Raw genomic sequence first — 21,157 nt, 5'->3', positions numbered from 1 at the left:
ATCGGACTATCACTAGGAGTTCACATGGGTCCGCACTCCAGGTTCGGTCTCGCTGCATTCGCGGCCTTGGTGCTCGCCGGGTCAGCGACCCCGGCTGTGGCCGGCGGCGTGCCCACGGCCGTGGCCGAGGCCGGTCTGCTCACCGGCCACGTGCGCGACGGGTCCGGCCACGGTTGGCCGGTACGTGCCAAGGTGAGCATGAGCGGGAGCGTGACCTACTCGGATCCCTCGACCGGAGCGTTTCGCCTCGACGTGCCTGCAGGAACGGTCGGCGAGGTCAGCGTCGACCCGGTCTACCCCGGATACGAGACCTCGACGACCCCGGTGACCGTCGCCGCAGACGGCACCGCCGTCGACCTCGAGGTGACCGCGGAGACCGAGACCTGCCGCGCTCCGGGCTACCGCCTCGACGGGATGACCGAGGGCTTCGACACCCCCGCGACGACCGAAGGGTGGCAGGTCGTCGATCACGCCGGCACCGGCAACATCTGGAGGTTCGACGACCCCGGCGGGCGCGGCAACCTGACCGGAGGATCGGGCGGCTTCGCGATCGCGGACCACGACGCCGGGTCGGCCCAGGCCTTCGACTCCTCGCTGATCTCGCCGAAGACCGACCTCAGCGGGGTCGCCGAGCCCGAGCTGCAGTTCTCCAGCGACCTCCGCGACCTCGGCTCGGGAACCGCCTCGGCGAGCGTCTCCGTCGACGGTGGTCAGACCTGGACCGCCGTGTGGAGCAAGAGCGGTGGCGAGCGCGGGCCGATCACTCATGTCGTACCTCTCCCTGCCGCGGCCGACCAGCCTGATGTGAAGGTGCGGTTCAACTTCACCGGCGGCATCTACTGGTTCGCCGTCGACGACGTGTTCGTCGGCAAGCGCGGCTGTCTCCCCGTCGAGGGCGGTCTGGTCGCAGGCACCGCCAGCGACCAGAACACCGGCGCGGTCGTCGCCGGCGTCCGAGCTCGGGTGGACGGCGCCGTCATGGCCTCGCCGAGCAGCGACCCCGGCTTCTACTGGGGCTTCCTGCCGACCGGGGAGCACACTGTCGCTGTCGACAGCGCCGAATACGTCGCCGAGGAGATTCCCGTACGCGTCAGCCCGGACGAGGTGGCCACCGCGGACGTCAGCCTGGCCGCCGGGCGGCTCGAGGTCGCCGGCGCCGGGATCGATGCGACCGTTCCCTGGGGCGAGACCGGAACCCAGCAGATCACCGTGACCAACACCGGCACCGCGCCGGCCACCGTCGGTGTCCGCGAGCGGGACCGTGGGTTCGCCCTCCTGCAGCCGGACGGCACCACCGAGCCACCGGAGCGGCTGGACGACGACTGGGCGCCGGCGGCCCCTGCGCCGCAGAACCAAGCCTGGAGCCGCCTGCCCTCGCTGCCCATGGGCATCACCGAGAACATCGCCGGGGATCACGACGGAGACCTCTACTCCTTCGGCGGCGCGAGCGCCGACCGCAAGGCCATCACCGACGGGTGGGTGCTCCGCGACCGCGCCGGTGCATGGCAGCCGACCGCCCCGATGCCCGAGGGTCGGCTGGCCGCCGCGGGTGGCTTCGTGGACGGCACGATGGTCATGGTCGGTGGCTGGGTGGACAACCGGCAGCACCTCGCCTCGCAGGTGCTGCGCTACTCACCGAAGGCCGACAGCTGGAGCACCGGCGCTGCATCCCCGCAGGCGCTGGCCGGCTCGGGCAGCGCGATCATGGACGGCGTCGTCTACACCGTTGGCGGGTGCACCACGGTCTGCGGCAACAACAGCGTGCTGGCCTACGACGTCGCCGCTGACGAGTTCCGTCGGCTCGCCGACTACCCGGTCAAGGTCTCCTGGCCTTCGTGCGGAGCCGTCGACGGCCGGATCGTCTGCGCCGGCGGCGCCGACACCGACGACTACTACGGAGTCAACGGAGCCACCTGGATCTATGACCCGGCGACCGACACCTGGACCGAGGGTGCGCACTTCCCCGGCGAGAGCTGGGGAGCCACGACCTGGACCTCCGGCGGACGCCTGGTGGCGGCCGGCGGGATGTACGCCGGGTTCCCCACCCGCGACGCCTGGGCCTATGACCCCGGCCAGGACCGCTGGTCCCAGCTGCCCTGGCTGAACACGCTGCTCTACCGGGGTGGATCGGCCTGCGGCGTACGAGTCGGAGGCGCCTCGGCGGGCTACACCGGCAAGCAGGACGTCTTCGTCCTCAGCGGGTACGACGGCTGCGACCCGGGAACGACCGATGTCGGCTGGGTCTCGTCCGCCCCCGAAGCTGGCACCACCCTCCAGCCGGGGGAGTCGGTCACGATGACCCTGACGGCGGACCCGGCCGGTGCCGGCCAGCCCGGTGACCTGGCCGCCCAGCTCGGTCTGGTCGAGGACACGCCGTATCCGGTGTCACCACTGGCGGTGACCATGCGGGTCCCTGCACCGAAGGACTGGGGCTTCTTGCAGGGCACCGTGACCGCGAAGGCCTGCGACGGCACGCCAGCTCCGTTGGCGGGGGCGACCGTGCAGGTCGACGGGGTCAGCTCCGGCTGGACCCTGACCACGACCGCCGACGGCCGCTATCGCCGCTGGATCGACAAAGACGAGAAACAGCTCCAGCTCGTGGTCGGCCACGACGGCTACGAGATCGAGACCCGCCTCCTCAAGGCACCCAAGAGCCCCGTGGACGTGGCGACCGAGGACTTCTCCCTGACCCGGACCGGCTGCTGACCGGCATGACGACCCATCGAGGTGGATCTGTGAGTACCCGGCTGAACTCCCGGCGCTTCCGCGTGATCGCGGCATTGGCGACCACCATGGCGATGTTCGGTGGCCTTCTGCTGACCGCGCCGACCGCGGCTGCTGTGCCAGTCGCCGGGCCGGTCGGGAGCGGCGCCGCCACGGTGGTGCCTGCGGCCGAACGCCCGGCCAAGGACCCGGCGGACAAGATCGAGAAGAAGCTCGCCAAGCAGCTCGAGAAGGGCACCGACGACTTCCTGGTCCGGTTCGAGGACGCGGCCGACCTCACCGGCGCCAGCCAGAACACCGACTGGGCAGAGCGCGGGAAGGCGGTCGCGGACGCACTGCGGGCGCAGGCCGAGGAGAGCCAGGCCGAGACCCGTGCTGTGCTGCGCAAGCGCGGCGTGACGTACCGGGCGTTCTGGGCGACCAACGCCATCCTGGTCAAGAGCGGGTCGAGCCGGCTGGCCCACACCCTCGCCGCCGAACCGGACGTCGAGGGCCTCTACGTGCCTCGTGCCTATGCAGCCCCCGAACCGATCGAGACGAAGTCGGTCGTGCCGCAATCGACCGCCGCCGCGGTCGAGTGGGGGATCGCCGACATCCACGCCGACCAGGTCTGGTCGGAGTACGGCGTCAACGGCCAGGGCATGGTGGTGGCCAACATCGACTCCGGGGTGCAGTACGACCACCCGGCTCTGGTGTCGTCCTACCGCGGCAACAACGGTGACGGCACCTTCGACCACGACTACAACTGGATGGACGTCGCCGGCGCCGACTGCGCCGGACCGTGCGACTCCGACGGGCACGGCACCCACACCATGGGCACCATGGTCGGCGACGACGCCGGTGGCACCGGCATCGGTGTCGCACCCGGCGCGACGTGGATCGCGGTCAACGGCTGCTGCCCCAGCGACACCGCGCTGATCGCTGCGGGGGAGTGGATCCTCGAGCCGACCGACCGCAACGGGGAGAACCCGAACGCAGCGAAGCGGCCCAACGTGGTCAACAACTCCTGGGGCAGCCAGGCCCCGTCCAACGACCCGTTCATGGAGGACATCTCCAAGGCCTGGGAGGCCTCCGGGATCTTCAGCTCCTTCGCCAACGGCAACAACGGTCCCGGCTGCGCCACCTCCGGCGCCCCCGGCAGCAGGACCGTCAACTACTCCGTCGGCGCGTACGCGGTCAACCACACCATCGGCTCCTTCTCCAGCCGCGGCCCTGGCCAGGACGGCGAGATCAAGCCGGCGATCGCCGCCCCCGGCGTAGCCATCCGCTCCTCGGTCCCCGGCAACGGGTACGACGTTTTCAACGGCACCTCGATGGCGGCACCGCACCTGGCCGGCGCGGTGGCGCTGCTGTGGTCGGCCGCACCGGTTCTGGTCGGTGACATCCCGGCCACCCAACGGCTGCTCAACGAGACCGCCATCGACACCGAGGACCTGACCTGCGGTGGCACCCCCGCGGACAACAACGTCTGGGGCGAGGGCCGGCTCGATGTGGCGGCGCTCTTCGCACGCGCGCCCCTGGGCGAGGCCGGCTTCCTCGGCGGCACCGTGACCGATGCCGGCGGCGACCCGATCGCCGGGGCGACCGTGACTGCCGAGGGCTCGTTCACGACCTCCCGCGACACCGCCGCCGACGGCTCCTTCCGGATGGCGCTGCCGGTCGGCAGCTACACCGTGAAGGTCTCGGCGTTCGGCTACACCACCCAGGAGAAGGCCGGCGTCGAGATCGCCGTCGGAAAGTCGACCAGCCACGACGCCGAGCTGGCGAAGGCCCCGACGCAGCGGGTCGCAGGGAAGGTCGCCGACGGCTCCGGGCACGGTTGGCCCCTCTATGCGAAGGTCTCGGTTCCCGGCACCCCGGTGACCACCTTCACCGACCCGGCGACCGGTGAGTACGCCGTCGAGCTACCGACCGGCGCGGCGTACGACCTCACCGCCAGCCCGGTCGACAGCGGCTACCAGCCGGCAAGCACGACGCTGGATCCTGCTGGGACGAACGGACCTGTCGACCTGGTCGCGAAGGTGGACCCGACCGACTGCGCCGACGCGCCCGGCTACGTCAAGGCCCAGCCGCGGATCGCGGTCGTCACCGACCTCCCCGAACAGTTCCGGGCCCGGTTCGACCAGCGCCGGATCGCCGTCGACATGGTCCGGCCGGGTCAGATCGCCGGTATCACCGGGTACGACATCGTCGTCTGGGGTTACAGCTACACCGATCCTCGGCAGGCTGCCTTCACCAGCTTCCTCACCCGGATGGACGCCGAGGGCACCGGCGTGGTCTTCACCGACAGCCAGAAGGGCACCTGGGGCGGCGTCACGACGCTGGCGAAGTACGCCGGGGTCCCGACCTCGACCGGTGGAGCCGAAGCCGCGGCGGGCGAGACCGGCTACCTCGAGGCGGTCGCCGAGCACCCGGTGCTCGCCGGTGTGAAGGTCGGCGAACGCTGGGACCACGAGCCCGGGCTGCCGGCCTGGATGAAGTGGTTCAACGGGTACGACGGCGACGGCCGGCAGGTCCTGGCGACCGTCGGCTCCTCGACCGCGGGATCTCGCGGCGCCGCGATCGCGGTGCAGCAGCGGGCGACCAGCCGGTACGTGCTGCTCGCGATGCACTCGCCCTATTACACCCGGGACACCGACGACTGGTCCGAGACCAGCGAGCTGGTGTTCGAGAACGCGTTGGACTGGGCCAACGCCGAGGACGAGAACGTCGGGTGCCACCCGGCGCCCGGTGGGCTCGTGGTCGGGCAGGTCTCCGACGGGAACACCGGCGCCGGCCTGCCGGGTGCGCGGATCAGCGCGGGCTCGGTCACCTCGACGTCGGTGACAACCCCGGCCGACCCCGCTCTCGACGACGGTCTGGTGAGGTTCTTCGCGCCGGCCGGCGACCGCGAGGTCACCGCGACGCTGGCGGAGTACCAGACCGCCACCGATGCGCTGTCGGTCGTCGCCGACGAGGTCGTGGAGACCGAGCTGGAGCTGGCCGCCGGACGGCTGAAGGTCTCCACCGGCCAGATCGCCGCTACCGTGCCGATCGGCGCGAAGGCCGAGCGGACCGTGACGGTGGAGAACACCGGATCCGCCCCGGCCACCGTCCGGCTGGCGGAGCGTGACCGCGGCGGCGACCTCGCCGTCCCGGAGGGCTACCAGGCACCGCAGGCGGCGATGACCGACCTCGGCACGACCCGTACCCAGCGCGCCGAGGTGACCCCGCTGCAGGACGTCGGCCCGCTCGACGATGCTGCGCCGCGCAGCTCCCGGGCCCCAGCCGGCACCCTCGCCGAGGGCTGGCAGAGCCAGGCCGCGATGCCGCAGGGGACCGTGGACAGCGTCGCCGGAACGCTCGGAAACCGGCTCTACAACTTCGGCGGCACCCTCGGCGCCGGTCCGGTCGCGACCAGCTGGATGCTGGACCCCGACCTGGGCTGGCGGCGGATCGCGGACATGCCCCAGGCCCGGCAGAGGCCGGCCGGTGCGTTCGTGGACGGCCGGTTCGTGATGCTCGGCGGCTGGGCCGCCGGGGGCGATCCCGTCGCCCGGACGCAGCTCTACGACCCGGGCACCGACACCTGGAGCCGGGGCGCGGAGCACCCGGTCCCGCTGGCCGCGGCCGGCACGGCCGTCCTCGATGGCCGGATCCTGACCGTCGGCGGGTGCGCGAGCTCGTGCGACCACAGCGAGGTGTTCGCCTATGACGCGGGCGCCGACTCCTTCGAGCGGCTGGCCGACTACCCGGTGAAGGCCGGCTGGCTCAACTGCGGCGCGATCCGGGGCAAGGTCTACTGCGCCGGCGGGAGCAACGGCGCCTCCGCGGTCCGGGCCGCCTACGTCTACGACCCGGTGAAGAACGCCTGGTCGGCGCTCACCCCGATGCCGGTCGCTCACTGGGGCTCCGGCGTCGCCGCCCAAGGCGGACGGCTGCTGGTCTCCGGTGGTATCGCCGGGGCGAGCATCACCACCGCCGGCTGGGCCTACGACCCGCAGACCGACGCCTGGACGGCGCTTCCGAACGCGCCGACGCCGGTCTATCGCGGCGCCTCCGCCTGCGGCTTCTACACGCTCGGCGGATCGCCGAACGGCACCTCGGTGTCCACCCAGGTCTCGTTGCTGTCCGGCCAGGGAGACTGCCTCGGGGCGGCGTCGGACGTACGCTGGATGGCGCTCTCTCCGGGAGAGATAACTCTCGCGCCCGGGGAGCAGGCCGAGGTGACCCTTGCTCTGGACGGTGCCGCGATCGCCCAGCCCGGGGAGGTGCGGGCGAGCCTCCGCCTCCTCGAGGACACCCCGTACCCGACGGCCGGGGTCGAGGTCACCGTGACCTCGCCGGTCCCCAGCACCTGGGGTGCTGTGGTCGGGACCATCAAGGGCGACTCCTGCAACGGGGAGACCGGGCCGCTGACCGGTGCCACAGTCCAGGTCGATGCCGGGGTGCGCTGGACCGGTCTGACCGGGGACGACGGCGCCTACCTCCGCTGGGTCGACACCGCGCACAATCCGGTGCGAGTCTCAGCACTGCGAGACGGATGGACCGCGGCCAGCAGCGAGGTCAAGGTCAGGAACAAGGGCCGGGCGACGATCGTCGACCTCACGCTCGAACAACGCTGCTGAACAGGCGGGGCGGTCGCCCGCGAGGGTCTGCCCTGTCGACCAGCTGAAACGAACCAGGAACCAGGAGAACAACACCGTGAGTCTGTCGTGGCGCTCGGCCCGAGCAGCCCTTCCCGTCATCGCCGTCGCGGCGCTGGCCACCCCGCTGGCCGGGGTCGTACCCGCGGCCGGCGCCGCGGCGTCGCAGCAGTCGGCCGAGGAGATCATCGCCTCCCTCAGCCCCGATCAGCGGCTGGCGCTGGACCAGCTCGGAGAGGTGGAGGTCCGCGGTCTCCAGGTCGACGACCGCGCACTGTTGACCGCGGACAAGCCGGTCGACGTGATCGTCTCGCTGGCTCAGCCGCCGGCGCGTACCGAACGACTGCTCGCGGCCAGCAAGGGCCACCCCCTGACCATGGCGCAGGCGACCGAGCGCGCGTCCGAGGCGCGGGAGAGCTCCCGCGATCACCTGGGCAAGAAGTTCGGCAAGGGCTCGGGCACCACCGCCGAGGTACGCCGTACCTACGACGAGGCGTTCAACGGGTTCAGCATGCGGGTCTCGGGGACCGCGCTGGAGGACCTCGCCGAGATCGACGGTGTCGCCTCCGTCTGGCCGGACGCGGAGGTGACGACGCTCTCCGCTCCCGAGGCCGGCGCCGGAGTCGCAGGCAGGCTCGCCGCCGCGCCGGAGGGCCGCACCCAGGAGGAGATCGCCGCCGGTGTGGCGCAGCTGCACGGCGACGGCATCACCGGTGACGGCGTCAAGGTGGGCATCATCGACACCGGCATCGACTACCGCCACCCGGCGCTGCGCGATGTGTACGTCGGTGGCCGCGACTTCGTGGACGACGACACCGACCCGATGGAGACCAGCTACGCCGACTGGAAGGCGTCGAAGCGCAGCGAGTTCTCCGGCGGCAACTCCTACTACACCCAGCACGGCACGCACGTGGCCGGCATCATCGCCGGCCAGGACGAGCCAGGCTCAGAGCATGGTGCGGCCGGGATCGCCCCCGACGCCGACCTGTACGCCTACCGGGTGCTCGGTCCCTACGGCAGCGGCTACACCAGCGACATCATCGCCGCGATGGACCAGGCCCTGGCCGACGACATGGACGTGGTGAACATGTCCCTGGGCGCTGCGGTCAACGACGCGGGCAGCCCGCAGGCGATGGCCGCCAACTCGCTCGCGCTCTCCGGCGTGGTCACGGTGATCGCGGCCGGGAACAGCGGCCCCGACGCCTACACGCTCGGCACCCCGGGGGCGGCGGCGCTGCCGATCACCGTCGGCGCCAACGACGTACCGATGCAGCTGCCGGCCTACGTGGCCGACGTCGGCGGCACCCGCGTCGAGGCCAGGCTTCTCGCCCGTCCGCTGTCCACCGACCCCGCCACGATCATCGCCGGGACACACCCGGTGACCGACGTCGGCACCGGTCAGCGTCGCGACTACACCGGCAAGGAGGTCACCGGTCATGTCGTGGTGGTCACTCGCGGAGCGATCTCGCTCAACGACAAGGTGAAGTACGCCGCCGAGAGTGGCGCGCTGGCCGTGCTGCTGGTCAACGACAAGCCAGAGGAAGGCCACGTCGGTCACTATCTGGGCGAGTCCGACGACTTCGTCCCCACGTTCTCGGTCACCAGCGACGACGGCCGCGCGATCGCGGCCCTGGTCGGCTCCGGCACCGCGACGGTCGCCTTCACCGAGGACGGCAGCTTCGTCCTGGGCGAGGGAGGCCTGGCCGAGTTCAGCTCGCGGGGCCCGGTGTTCGGCACCAACAGCATCAAGCCCGAGGTCACCGCCCCCGGTGTCAGCGTGCGTTCGGCGGTGCCTGCCTACATGGTCGACCAGGACGACGAGGTCGTCGGCGACGACTACCAGCACGCGTACGGACGGCTCAGCGGCACCTCGATGGCCAGCCCCTACGTCGCGGGTGCCGCGGCCCTGCTGCTCGCGGACGACGCCGACCGGAGTCCCGAGGACATCAAGGTCGCGCTGATGAACACCGCGGCGCCGCTGGCGGGGGACCCGAGCGTCTTCGCCGCCGGTGCCGGGCAGGTCGACCCCTACCGGGCCGCCCATGCCACCAGCGCCGTCCGGGTCGCCGCGGAGCTCGCGCTCGTGGGGCCGGGCGGCGTCACCTCGACCGAGTCGTACGACACCGGGGCGCTCGACTTCGGCACCCTGCCGCACGGCGAGGATGTCGCGGAGGGCAGGTCGCTGACGCTTCGCAACCGCGGCGACAAGGTCGCCCGCTACCAGCTGGACGTCGAGTTGGGCCGCGGTGGCGACTCGTCCGAGGACACCGCGACCAACGGGATCACGCTCGAGGTTCCCGACACAGCCACTCTCGGGCCGGGCGGTCAGCGCAAGCTCGCCGCTGAGCTGAAGGTGCCGGCCGATGCCGCGGCCGGCTACTACGAGGGCCGCCTCGTCGTCACCGACACCGAGACGAACCAGCGCTTCACCGTTCCGTTCGGCTTCCGCCTTGCCAAGACCGGGCTCGCCGCGGTCGACATGATCAAGCCTGTCCTGAGCACCAACCAGGGCACCGGCGCCGGCGAGGCCGCCGGCGGTGAAGCGACGTTCTCGCTGCGGATCGACGGACAGCTGCGCTCCATCGACATCTTCGTCGCCGACGAGCACGGCGAGGAGATCGGCTACGTCGGCGCGATCAACACCATCGGACTGCGCGAAGGCGTCGACTACGGGCCGGCCGTGATCCTCGGCCGCTACTTCGACCTGACCGGCGACCCGCTGGCGCCGGTCGACCCCCGCAGCAAGTGGCTCACCGACGGTCACTACCAGCTCAAGATCGTCGGCAACGACGCCTACGGCAACACCGACACCGAGGTCCGCGACATCTACGTGGACACCAAGGCACCGACGTACGACGACGAGTTCGGGCCGCGAGACCCGGCCAAGCCGCTGGTCGTGGAGCGCCCCGCGGACGCGACCGGTCGAGAGATCACCGGCACCATCCACGATGGCGAGGTCGATGCGATCCGGAAGGCCGGGATCGACATCGACCAGTCGGACAGCCGCATCCTGTGGGCCCAGTTCAGCCCGAACGCCCCGGACGGATTCGAGAACGCCGATGCCGCGGGCCACATCCGGGAGGAGATCACCTATCCCAAGGGCCCGCCGGTCAGCCCACTGTGGATCTGGCCGCAAGACGCAGCCGGGAACCTGGGTGAGACCCGTTTCGTGAACTTCGCCGACGAGGGATACCCCTATCTGGTCGTCGACGCCGACGCCCGTGCGGCCGGCCCGGGCGACGTCGTGACGCAGACCATGCGGATCCACAACCTCGAGGACTGGACGTCGATTCGGGCGAGCTTCCGCTATGACGCGCGGACGATGCGGATCAAGTCGGTCACGCCCACCGACGAGCTCACCGCAATGGAGCCGACCTCGTTCCGGTTCACCGACAACCCGAACGGTGGCTCCTCATCGGGCAGCGTGGAGATCGCGTTGCCGAAGCCGCTGACCACGGCGGCGCTGCCGACGCTCCAGGTGACCTATGAGGTCCTCGACGGCTCCTGGGCCGGGTCCGTGGGGATCGGCAGCAACACCACCGGCGGCACGACGGCTGACGGCACGCGAGTCAACGTCAACACCCAGTACTACGGCTCGGTCCAGATGCTCAACTCCTCGGTTGCCTTCAGTGCTCGTCCCGCGGCGGAGGCGCTGCTGACACCGGGCTACGCCTTCGACCCCGACCGCGACTACAGCGCCGCCGGGCTGGAGGTGGACCTGATCGCCCCAGACGGCGGGGTGACGTCCGTGGTGGGCGACCGGACCGCCCGGTTCGCCACCGGCTTGCAGGTGACCGCGGAGCCCTACCGGCTCGTGGCCCGGGCACCGGGACACTTCACCTGGTACGAGAAGGTCGGCGGCGTGATCCACACCGACGCCGGCATCGGCGGCAGCAGCTACGCCACCGTGCCGGCGCTGGTCGCGGGCGACGTGAACGGCGACGACGTGATCGACGTCCGAGATGCGGCGGAGATCTACGCGGCCCGCGGGACCGACCGTCGTGCCGCCGACATCGACTTCGATGGCGACGTGGACCGACGCGACATGGCCTGGGTGAGCCAGAACTACCTCAAGCAGAACTCGTCGGCCCCGACCGTCACCGCGCCCCAGCTGAAGCACCAGGGGAAGTCGTTGGCCGACTACGTCGCGCTGATGCCCAGCTGACCACCGGTCGGCAGCCGGTTCAGACCCAGTTGTTGCGCATCGCGTACCAACCGAGCTGGATCCGGCTGCTGACCTCGGCCACGTCCATCATCGCTCTCAGCCGACGCTGGACGGTGCGGGAGGAGGTGCCGAGCTGCTTGGCCATCGCGTCGTCGGTCAGGCCGGACAGCATCAGCTGCAGGACGAGCCGGTCACCGCTGCTCAGATCGGTGCCCTCCCGCAGATAGGGCCGGGACCGGCGCCACGTGGCGTGGAAGAGCTCGGTCGCCAGGCGTACGAATGGCTCCTGGAACGTCACCGAGGCGTTCGCGTTGATCTGCATCATCGCGAGCGACTCGTCGGCGATGGCGAGCTTGATCAGCTGCTGATCCACCACGCGTACGTCGTGGCCCTCCGTCAGGCGCTCGTCGAGTGCTCGAACCGCGCTCGGCTCGGTGAGGAAGGCGGTGTCGACGATCACCCGATAGCTGATGTCCGAGCCGTTGGTGACCGGCTCCGAGACATCCTTCTCATCGAGGGCCGGCGGTGGCGCCGGAAGCGGGCGTGCGCGCGGTTCGGTGAAGGTCAGTGGCACCGGCGCGACGGCGTTGCCGCCGGTCTGGAACACCCAGATGGAGCGAGTGGCGCTGCGTTCGAGCTCGACGAGACGCTGCGCCTGTGCCTGCCGGCCTTCCCAGAGCTCGAAGAACTCCGGCGTGGCAGGTGTTCTCCGGTGGTAGGCCTGCACCAGCGAGCTCAGCGCAGTCTCGGCCCGCAGCAGGTCGGAACGCATCTGTCCCACCGACGGCCCGAGCGCGACATCCGGTGGAGTGGCCGACCACAACGCGTCCTCGTCGGGCCCGGTCGCGGAATCGTCGCCGACATCGGCGACGCTCGGGATCCTCGTCGCCAGATTTCGGTCTCGCAGTGCCAGCAGCGCCTCGAGGATCTCGCCCGCACCTTTGCCGATGCCTTGTGAGATGTCGTTCGCGGAGGTCGAGCTCCGGCCGAGGAGGTAGCCGTAGACCTCTTCCTCGAGGGCTGATGCCGACATGCCCAGTTCACTCAGCATGACCCGAGCCTATCCGTCGTGCCGCTGCCGGGCAGCGACGATGCCGATGCGTCGGTTCGGAGGGACATCAGGTAATATTTCGTCCTGCCTGCGGGGCCGAGAGGTCATCGCAGACGTGCAAGCCCCCGTCGTCTAGCGGCCTAGGACGTCGCCCTCTCACGGCGGTAACGCCGGTTCAAATCCGGTCGGGGGTACAACGCACAGAAGGGCCCTTCCTCGCGAGGAAGGGCCCTTCAGTATCTCCTGACCGGTCCGGGACCTGCCGGGTGACAGCGCTGTCCTCTGACAGACTCCCGGTGTGTTTGCACAGACAGCCGTCGCGCCGTCGCCGGACCTACGGCTGGCGTTGGTGCTGGTGGCGCTGGTGGCAATCGCCGTCCTGGCATCCTTCCTGGGCCGCTTGGGTGCGGGCCGCGAGCAGGTGGGTGCCGCGCTGCGCGCTGTGGTGCAGCTCGCCGTGGTGTCGCTGGTCATCGCCGCCGCGCTCAGCTCGTTGTGGTCCTCTCTCGCGTTCGCGGCGCTCATGTTCGTCGTGGCGAGCACGACGTCTGCGCGGCGTATCGGGGTTCCCTGGCGTCAGCTGCCGTGGGTCGCCACGGGGATCGCGGCAGGGGCGTTTCCGATCATCGGGCTGTGCCTGATCTCGGGGGTCGTCCCGTTCAACGGTGCCGGCATCATCCCGGTCGCGGGCATCCTGATCGGTGGCGCGATGACGGCCTCGACGCTGACCGGACGCCGAGCCTCCGACGAGATCAAGGCCAACCACGGCTCGTACGAGGCTGCGCTGGCGCTCGGCCTGCCGGCTGCCGAGGCGGCCTTCGTGGTGCTGCAGCCGACGGCCAAGGAGGCGCTCATGCCGGGACTCGACCAGACCAGGACCGTCGGGCTCGTCACCCTCCCGGGAGCCTTCATCGGGGTCCTCCTCGGTGGCGGTACGCCGCTGGACGCAGGTGCCGCCCAGGTGCTCGTCCTGCTCGGGCTCCTGGCGGTGCAGGCGATCACCTCAGCCGTGCTGCTCCGGCTGATCGCCCGAGCCAAGGTCGTGCGCCGCGACCTCGTCGCCATCTACCCGCGCTAGAGATCGAGCTGCATCCAGGTGACGTCGTGCCAGGCGTCGAACTTCCAGCCGATCCGGCGGTACGTCCCGACCTCGGTGAACCCGAAGGATCGGTGGATCCCGAGGCTGGCGTCGTTCGGTATCGCGATCCCTGCCAGCGCGCGGCGGTAGCCGCGCTCCTTCAGGAGCGGGAACAGGGCCCCATAGAGCGCCTTGCCCGCGCCGTTGCCACGGCGGTCCTGGTCGAGGTAGATCGACACGTCGCAGGCCCAGCGGTAGGCAGCTCGGGTGCGGTGCTGAGTGGCGTAGGCGTAGCCGACCACCTCCGGGCCGGCCTCGTCTTCGCTCTCCAGGACGAGCCAGGCGTGCTCGGCGAGGGACGCCTCGATCCGGCTGGCCATCTCCTCGGTGGTGGGTGGCTCGGTCTCGAAAGAGACGAGGGTGTCGGTGACGTACGGGGCGTAGATCCGCGCGCAGGCGGCAGCGTCGTCCGTGGTGGCCGGTCTGATGATCATCGCTGCTCTCCGTCCTTCCAGACCTTGTGGGTGAGGGGAGTCCCCGGCCGGTAGGCGAGGTGTCTGGCAGTGGGGGCGTCGAGGGCGTGCAGGTCGGCGCGGCCGCCGACGGCGATGCGGCCGATCGCGTCCTCGGTGCCGTCGAGGCCGAGCGCCTTCGCGCCGCCGACGGTGGCCGCCCACAGCGCCTCTTCCAGGGTGACGTGCTGCTGCAGGACCGCGGTCGCCACGCAGAAGGCCATCGAGGTGGTGAAGCTCGAACCGGGGTTGCAGTTGGACGCGATCGCGACGGCTGCACCCGCGTCGATAAGGGCCCGGGCGGGCGGAAAGGGCTGCCGGGTCGACAGGTCGCAGGCAGGCAGCAGCGTGGCGACCGTGGCGGAGCCGGTGAGCGCGTCGATGTCCTTCGGGCTCAGGTGGTTGCAGTGGTCGACGCTCGTCGCGCCCATCTCGACGGCCAGACGTACGCCGCCGGACTCGCCGAGCTGGTTGCCATGGACCTTGATGCCGAGGCCGGCGGCGCGGCCGGCCTCGAGGATCTCGCGGGACTCCTCGACGTCGAAGGCGCCCTGCTCGCAGAAGACATCGACGTAGCGGGCGTGAGGCGCGACGGCCCTCAGCATGGGGCCGGTCACGAGGTCGATGTAGTCACGGCGGTCTGCTCCCGCGGGGATCACGTGAGCGCCGAGGTAGGTGACCACGTCGGCATGCTCGGCGCTGACCCTGGCCAGGCGCTTCTCGGTCTCGACGTCGAGGCCGTAACCGGTCTTGGCCTCGATGGTCGTGGTGCCGCCCCGGTAGGCCTCGTCGCGGAGCGCCTTCGCTCGAGCTCGGAGGTCGTCGTCGGTGGCGGCCCGGGTGGCTTCGACCGTACGCATGATCCCGCCGGCCTCGTAGGGTCGGCCGGCCATCCGGTCGATGAACTCCTCGGCGCGGTCGCCCATCGAGACCAGGTGGGTGTGGGAGTCGACCCAGCCGGGGAGTACGGCGCGGCCGCCGAGTTCGTCGGCCGTGTCGGCGGCCGGGGCTCGGTCGGCGGGGCCGATCCAGGCGATCCGGCCGTCCTCGATCACGACGGCGGCGTCGTGGAGGGTGCCGTGCTCCTCGGTGTGGGTGGTCAGCTCGGCGATATTGGTCAGCAATTGGCTCATCCGAGCTCCTTCAGCGCTTGCGTGAACATGGCGGCCGGGTCGCGACCGTCGGCCAGACGACCGTCCTCGGCCACCACGCGCCCGCCGACCACGACGCGACGTACGTCGCTGGCGGTCGCCGCCAGGGCGAGCTGGTCGAGGGCGGCTCCGGCGGTGCGTACGGAACCGGGGTCGAGCTCCACCAGGTCGGCGCAGGCTCCGATCCGGAGGCCGCCCGGGAGGCCGGAGGCGGCGTAGCCGGAGCTCGTGCGGGCGGACTCGAGGTCGGCGGGGGAGAAGCGTCCGCGCTGTCGGCTTCGGAGCCGCTCGCCGGCCTCGAGGCCGCGCACCTCGAGCCACGGGTCGATGACGGCGTTCTGGTCTGAACCGAGCGCGATGCGCACCTCGGCGTCGGCCAGCTCTCGGGCGGGGCCGATGCCGTCGCCGAGGTCGGCCTCGGTGGTCGGGCACATCACCACGCCAGCGCCGCCGTCCGCGATGAGGGCGATGTCGGCGTCGGTCAGATGCGTGGCGTGGATCAGCCAGGTGCGCGGCGAGAGGGCACCGGCGTCGGCCAGGACCTGGACGGGAGTTCGTCCGTACGCCGCCAGCGACTGCTCGTTCTCCGCAGGCTGCTCGGAGACGTGGACATGGAGCGGGACCTCGGCGGGCACCCGCTCGGCGACGAGCGCGATGTCATCGGGGGAGACGGCGCGGATCGAGTGGATCGCCGCGCCGACCGCGTGCGTCTGATGAAGCCGCTGCCAACGCTCGAGCCAGGCCTCGGCGGTGCCGTCGCCGAAGCGGCTCTGCTCGGGGAGGAGCGGCTTGCCCGCGGCGCTGGACAGGTAGAGGGTGTCGAGAAGGGTCAGCCGGATGCCGACGGCGTTCGCGGCCCTGGTGAGAGCGGTGCCGAACGCGTTGGGGTCCTCGTAGGGCGTCCCGTCGGGGCGGTGGTGGATGTAGTGGAACTCCGCGACGGTGGTCCAGCCGGTCACCAGCATCTCGGCGAAGACGGCCTCGGCCAGGCGCTCGTAGGAGTCTGGGGTGAGGCGGTCGGCGACGGCGTACATCTGCTCGCGCCAGCGCCAGAAGTCACCTCCCTGGTCGTGCGTACGGCCGCGCAGCGCGCGGTGGAACGCGTGGGAGTGGGCGTTGCCGGAGCCGGCGAGCACGGTGCCGAGACGGAGGTCGGCGTTCTCCGCGCTCCCGCCGGGGGTGATCGCGGTGATCCGACCGTCGGTCACCTCGATCACGACGTCGGCGAGCTCGCGACCCTCGACCAGCGCCCGCTCGGCATGGATCCGGGTCATCCGCGGGGCTCGCTCGCCAGCAGCCGGATGACCTCGGTCAGCGCCCTGGCCCCGGCGCGGCAGTCCTCGTCGGTGGCGGTCTCGAAGGGGGAGTGGGAGACGCCGGTGGGGTTGCGGGTGAAGAGCATCGCGGTGGGGATCTCGGCAGCCAGGACGCCGGCGTCGTGGCCGGCGCCGGTGGCGAGCACCGGAACTCCGCCCAACGCGTCGGTCAGGCGTTGTTGCAGGTCAGGGTCGAAATGGACCGTGGAGACGTAGGACTCCTCGGTCACCTCCAGGGTGCAACCGTGCTCCTCGGCGGCTGCGTTCGAGGCCGCCAGGATCTCCTCGAGGAGGGCGCGGGTCTGCGGTTCGGTGTCGCCGCGTACGTCGAGCCAGGCGTCCACCCGCGAGGCGATGACGTTGGTGCCGCCGGGGATCGGGGTGAGGCGGCCGATCGTGGCCCGGGCGGACTCGGCGCCGTCGTGGGACGACGCGATCCGCTGGGCGGCCAGGACGGCGGCGGCCATCGCGGCGACCGGGTCGCGGCGGTCGCGCATCCGGGTGGCGCCGGCGTGGTTGCCCTCACCGGAGAAGACCAGCTTCCAGCGGCCGTGGGCCAGGATCGAGGAGGCCACCGCCACCGGGGCATCCAGATCGGCGAGCCCGACGCCCTGCTCCACATGAAGCTCCACGAAGGCGGCCAGGTTCGCCAGCCGCTCCTGGTCCCGGCCGAGCCCGGCGGGGTCGATCCCGTCGGCGCGGCAGGCCTCGGCGTACGTCACCCCGGTCTCGTCGACGAGGGCCGCCACCTTGTCGCCCGGGAGCGTTCCGGCCATCAGCTTGGACCCCAGGCAGGCGATGCCGAACCGGGAGCCCTCCTCCTCCCCGAACGCGGCGATCGTCACCGGCCGGGCGGGCACGAAGCCTTCGTCCATCAGCGCCGAGACCGCGGCCAGGGAGGAGGTGACGCCGAGCGGGCCGTCATAGGCGCCCCCACCCGGGACCGAGTCGAGATGGGACCCGATCGCGATCGTCCCGTGTCCCCGCGTGCCCCAGTGGGCCCAGATGTTGCCGTTGCGGTCGGTCTCGACCTCGAGCCCGAGGGCATCGGACGTACGCCGGAACCACTCCCGCAGCTCGAGCTCCGCTGGCTCGTAGACATGGCGGGAGTAGCCGCCGCGTACGGGATCTCGGCCGATCTCGGCGATCTCGTTGAGCAGCGTGACGACGTCGAGTGTCATTCAGGTCCTTGGTTCAGGTCGTTCGGAGAAGGTGATGTGTTGGTCTCGGCACGCCTCCGCCTAGCGGCTCCGGCGGCTCGACCAGCGGGGCCACCGCGTGTCGAGACCAACACAGTCGTCTGCTGGCGTCAGGCGCCGAGCATCGGGACGTTGAGGCCCCGCTCGCGAGCGACGTCGCGGGCGTGCTCGTAGCCGGCGTCGACGTGGCGCATGACGCCCGTGCCGGGGTCGTTGGTCAGGACCCGCTCGATCTTCTCCGCGGCGAGCGGGGTGCCGTCGGCGACGCAGACCTGGCCGGCGTGGATGGAGCGGCCGATGCCGACACCCCCGCCGTGGTGGATGCTGACCCAGCTCGCGCCGGAGGCGGTGTTGAGCAGCGCGTTGAGCAGCGGCCAGTCGGCGATCGCGTCGGAGCCGTCCTTCATCGCCTCGGTCTCGCGGTAGGGCGAGGCCACGGAGCCGGAGTCGAGGTGGTCGCGACCGATGACGACCGGCGCCGAGAGCTCCCCGGAGGCGACCATCTCGTTGAACTTCAGCCCGGCGAGGTGGCGCTCCTGGTAGCCCAGCCAGCAGATCCGCGCCGGCAGGCCTTCGAAGTGGACCTTCTCGCCCGCCTGGGTGATCCAGCGCTTGAGGCCCTCGTTCTCCGGGAAGAGCTCGACGATCGCCCGGTCGGTCTTGGCGATGTCCTCGGGGTCGCCCGAGAGCGCCGCCCAGCGGAACGGTCCCATGCCCTCCTCGAAGAGCGGGCGGATGTACGCGGGGACGAACCCGGGGAAGGCGAAGGCGTCCGCGAAGCCGCCCAGGCGGGCACCCTCGCGCAGCGAGTTGCCGTAGTCGAAGACCTCGGCGCCGGTCGCCATGAAGCCGACCATCGCCTCGACGTGCTTGGCCATCGAGGCCTGGGCCTTCTCGGTGAAGTCCTCGGCGTCCGCCTCGGCGCGGGAGGCCCACTCCTCGACCGTGTATTCCAGCGGGAGGTAGGAGAGCGGGTCGTGCGCCGAGGTCTGGTCGGTGACGATGTCGACCTCGACCCCGCGCGCCAGGACCTCGGGGAAGACCGCGGCACAGTTGCCGACGAGGCCGATGGAGCGCGGCGTACGAGCCTTTTTGGCCTCTTCGGCCTGCGCCAGCGCGTCGTCGAGGGAGGTCGCGACGGTGTCCATGTAGCCGTGGTCGACACGGCGCTGGAGGCGGGCCGCGTCGACGTCGACGACGATCACGACGCCCTCGTTCAACGTGACCGCGAGCGGCTGGGCGCCGCCCATGCCGCCGGCGCCACCGGTGAGCGTCAGGGTGCCGGCGAGCGATCCGCCGAACTTCTTGCGAGCGATCGCGGCGAAGCACTCGTAGGTGCCCTGGAGGATGCCCTGGGTGCCGATGTAGATCCACGAACCGGCGGTCATCTGGCCGTACATCGTCAGGCCCAGCGACTCCAGCCGCCGGAACTCCGGCCAGTTAGCCCAGTCGCCGACGAGGTTGGAGTTGGCGATCAGGACCCGCGGCGCCCACTCGTGGGTGCGGAAGACGCCGACCGGCTTGCCGGACTGCACCAGCAGCGTCTCGTCGGCCTCGAGCTCGTCGAGGGTGCGGACGATGGCGTCGTACGCCTCCCAGGACCGCGCGGCGCGGCCGGTGCCGCCGTAGACGACCAGGTCGTCGGGACGCTCGGCCACGTCCGGGTCGAGGTTGTTCATCAGCATGCGCTTGGCGGCCTCGGTCTGCCAGTTCTTGGCGGTGATCTCGGGGCCGTGCGGGGCGCGGACAGTGCGTGGTTCGCTCATGTCTCCCATCCTTCCAGTCGGGTCAGCGGACGGTGGTCAGCGAGCGGGCAGTGTCCAGGAGCTTCCCGGTGGCGACGAGGTCGACGACGGCCTTGATGTCGGGCGCGAGGAAGCGGTCGGGACCGGGGGCCGGGACCAGCTTGCGGATCTCCGCGACCAACGCGGCCCCGACGGCACCGGGACGCTCAGGGGAGCGCATGTCGATCGCGCGGGCCGCGGTGAGGATCTCGATGGCGACGACCTGCTGGGCCCCGGAGATCGCGCGACGGAGCTTGCGGGCGGCGTTCCAGCCCATCGAGACGTGGTCCTCCTGCATCGCGGAGGTCGGGATGGAATCGACCGATGCCGGGACGGCGAGGCGCTTGAGGTCGGAGACGATCCCGGCCTGCGTGTACTGCGCGATCATGTGCCCGGAGTCGACGCCGGGGTCGTGGGCGAGGAACGGCGGCAGCCCGTGGTTGCGGGACTTGTCGAGGAACCGGTCGGTACGCCGCTCCGAGATCGAGGCGAGGTCGGCGGTGGCGATGGCCAGGAAGTCCAGTACGTAGCCGATCGGGGCACCGTGGAAGTTGCCGTTGGACTCGACCCGGCCATCGAGGGTGACCACCGGATTGTCGACGGCGCTCGCGAGCTCGACCTCGGCGACCCTGGCAGCGTGGGCCATGGTGTCGCGGACCGCACCGTGGACCTGGGGCGCGCAGCGCAGCGAGTAGGCGTCCTGCACGCGGGTGAACCCGGTGCCGCGGTGGTCGGCGACGATGCCGCTGCCCGCCAGGACGGCGCGGATGTTGGCGGCCGAGGTCGCCTGTCCGGCGTGCGGTCGCAGCTCCTGCAGATCCGAGGCGAAGACGCTGTCGGTGCCCTGGAGGCCCTCGATGCTGAGCGCACCGGCGATGTCGGCGGTGGCCACGAGCTCGTCCAGGTCGGCGAGCGCCAGCACCAGCATCGCCAGCATCCCGTCGGTGCCGTTGATCAGCGCCAGCCCCTCCTTCTCGCGGAGCTGCACCGGGGTGATCCCGGCGGCCGCCAGGGCGTCGGCGGCGGGCACGAGGTCGCCGTCGGCGTTGCGTACGTCTCCTTCGCCCATCGCCGCGAGCGCGCAGTGCGCCAACGGGGCCAGGTCGCCGGAGCAGCCGAGCGAGCCGTACTCACCGATCACCGGGGTGATCTGGGCGTTCAGGAGCGCGGCGTAGGTCCGGGCGACCTCGGGGCGCACGCCGGTCCGCCCCGTGGCGAGGGTCGAGAGACGCAGCAGCATGAGGCCACGGACGACCTCCTTCTCGATCTCGGCACCCGAGGAGGCCGCGTGCGAGCGGACCAGCGAGGCCTGCAGTTGGGCGCGGTGTTCGGGCGGGATCGAGGTGTTGGCCAGGGCGCCGAAGCCGGTGGAGATGCCGTAGTGGGGCCGGGTGTCATGAGCCAGCGACTCGATGAGCTCACGGCTCGTGGCCATCGCGGTCAGCGACTCGTCGGTGAGGGTGATGGGGGCGTGGTGACGGGCGACGGCGACTACCTGATCGAAGGTGAGGGCACCGACCCCGACGGGAACCGTGGTGTAGGTCATGACCAG

At 71.2% G+C, this 21,157-nt stretch carries 11 protein-coding genes and 1 tRNA gene; 5 read left to right on the top strand and 7 right to left on the bottom strand.

Annotation, left to right across the window (positions count from 1 at the left end; genetic code table 11):
• Positions 1–24: 24 nt before the first annotated feature.
• The 3 genes from IEY84_RS14195 (at position 25) to IEY84_RS14185 (ending at position 11,514) form a co-directional block, all read left to right on the top strand.
• Positions 25–2,706 (top strand): kelch repeat-containing protein, encoded by a 2,682-nt coding sequence (locus tag IEY84_RS14195; protein ID WP_183546616.1) that lies wholly within the window; start codon positions 25–27, stop codon positions 2,704–2,706.
• A gap of 29 nt (positions 2,707–2,735) precedes the next feature.
• Positions 2,736–7,331 carry a S8 family serine peptidase gene (locus IEY84_RS14190; RefSeq protein WP_183546614.1) on the top strand — a complete coding sequence of 1,532 codons (4,596 nt, stop codon included), beginning with the start codon at positions 2,736–2,738 and terminating at the stop codon, positions 7,329–7,331.
• A gap of 76 nt (positions 7,332–7,407) precedes the next feature.
• Positions 7,408–11,514, top strand: coding sequence for a S8 family serine peptidase (locus tag IEY84_RS14185; RefSeq protein WP_183546612.1), 4,107 nt, complete (start codon positions 7,408–7,410; stop codon positions 11,512–11,514).
• 19 nt (positions 11,515–11,533) lie between these two features.
• Here the strand turns inward: IEY84_RS14185 and IEY84_RS14180 are convergent, their stop codons facing one another.
• The gene (locus tag IEY84_RS14180) at positions 11,534–12,565 is read right to left on the bottom strand and encodes a helix-turn-helix domain-containing protein (RefSeq protein ID WP_221208926.1); all 1,032 of its coding nucleotides are present in this window, start codon (positions 12,563–12,565) and stop codon (positions 11,534–11,536) included.
• A 121-nt stretch (positions 12,566–12,686) separates the two neighbouring features.
• Between IEY84_RS14180 and IEY84_RS14175 the strand changes: the two genes are divergently transcribed.
• Positions 12,687–12,759: transfer RNA gene (locus IEY84_RS14175), tRNA-Glu, on the top strand.
• A 104-nt stretch (positions 12,760–12,863) separates the two neighbouring features.
• Entirely contained in the window at positions 12,864–13,643 is a 780-nt protein-coding gene (locus IEY84_RS14170; RefSeq protein ID WP_183546610.1) for an ABC transporter permease, read from the top strand.
• On the opposite strand, the gene IEY84_RS14165 is transcribed toward IEY84_RS14170, so the two are convergent.
• The 6 genes from IEY84_RS14165 to hutH form a co-directional block, all read right to left on the bottom strand.
• On the bottom strand, positions 13,640–14,137 hold the full coding sequence (locus IEY84_RS14165; RefSeq protein WP_183546608.1) for an arsinothricin resistance N-acetyltransferase ArsN1 family B: 498 nt from the start codon (positions 14,135–14,137) through the stop codon (positions 13,640–13,642). The two genes, IEY84_RS14170 and IEY84_RS14165, sit on opposite strands and share 4 nt — an antisense overlap.
• Positions 14,134–15,288 carry an imidazolonepropionase gene (hutI, locus tag IEY84_RS14160; protein ID WP_183546606.1) on the bottom strand — a complete coding sequence of 385 codons (1,155 nt, stop codon included), beginning with the start codon at positions 15,286–15,288 and terminating at the stop codon, positions 14,134–14,136. Before hutI ends, IEY84_RS14165 begins: the two co-directional genes overlap by 4 nt.
• On the bottom strand, positions 15,285–16,580 hold the full coding sequence (locus IEY84_RS14155) for a formimidoylglutamate deiminase (protein ID WP_183546604.1): 1,296 nt from the start codon (positions 16,578–16,580) through the stop codon (positions 15,285–15,287). The genes hutI and IEY84_RS14155 overlap by 4 nt, the downstream gene beginning before the upstream one ends.
• Positions 16,577–17,803 carry an allantoate amidohydrolase gene (locus IEY84_RS14150; RefSeq protein ID WP_183546602.1) on the bottom strand — a complete coding sequence of 409 codons (1,227 nt, stop codon included), beginning with the start codon at positions 17,801–17,803 and terminating at the stop codon, positions 16,577–16,579. Before IEY84_RS14150 ends, IEY84_RS14155 begins: the two co-directional genes overlap by 4 nt.
• 128 nt (positions 17,804–17,931) lie before the next feature.
• Entirely contained in the window at positions 17,932–19,587 is a 1,656-nt protein-coding gene (hutU, locus tag IEY84_RS14145) for a urocanate hydratase (protein WP_221208925.1), read from the bottom strand.
• 22 nt (positions 19,588–19,609) lie between these two features.
• The gene (hutH, locus tag IEY84_RS14140; protein WP_373292315.1) at positions 19,610–21,157 is read right to left on the bottom strand and encodes a histidine ammonia-lyase; all 1,548 of its coding nucleotides are present in this window, start codon (positions 21,155–21,157) and stop codon (positions 19,610–19,612) included.

It is taken from the genome of Nocardioides albus, from assembly GCF_014648255.1.
GTDB classification, from domain to species: domain Bacteria; phylum Actinomycetota; class Actinomycetes; order Propionibacteriales; family Nocardioidaceae; genus Nocardioides; species Nocardioides albus.
Note: the sequence above shows the minus strand (reverse complement) of the source record. Positions and strands in the feature narration are given on the sequence as shown.

Bases quoted from the DNA above. Each gene is read 5' to 3' on its own strand.
- IEY84_RS14195 (WP_183546616.1), top strand. From the start codon at position 25: ATGGGTCCGCACTCCAGGTTCGGTCTCGCTGCATTCGCGGCCTTGGTG.
- IEY84_RS14180 (WP_221208926.1), bottom strand. From the start codon at position 12,565: ATGCTGAGTGAACTGGGCATGTCGGCATCAGCCCTCGAGGAAGAGGTC.
- IEY84_RS14165 (WP_183546608.1), bottom strand. From the start codon at position 14,137: ATGATCATCAGACCGGCCACCACGGACGACGCTGCCGCCTGCGCGCGG.
- hutI (WP_183546606.1), bottom strand. From the start codon at position 15,288: ATGAGCCAATTGCTGACCAATATCGCCGAGCTGACCACCCACACCGAG.
- IEY84_RS14155 (WP_183546604.1), bottom strand. From the start codon at position 16,580: ATGACCCGGATCCATGCCGAGCGGGCGCTGGTCGAGGGTCGCGAGCTC.
- IEY84_RS14150 (WP_183546602.1), bottom strand. From the start codon at position 17,803: ATGACACTCGACGTCGTCACGCTGCTCAACGAGATCGCCGAGATCGGC.
- hutU (WP_221208925.1), bottom strand. From the start codon at position 19,587: ATGAGCGAACCACGCACTGTCCGCGCCCCGCACGGCCCCGAGATCACC.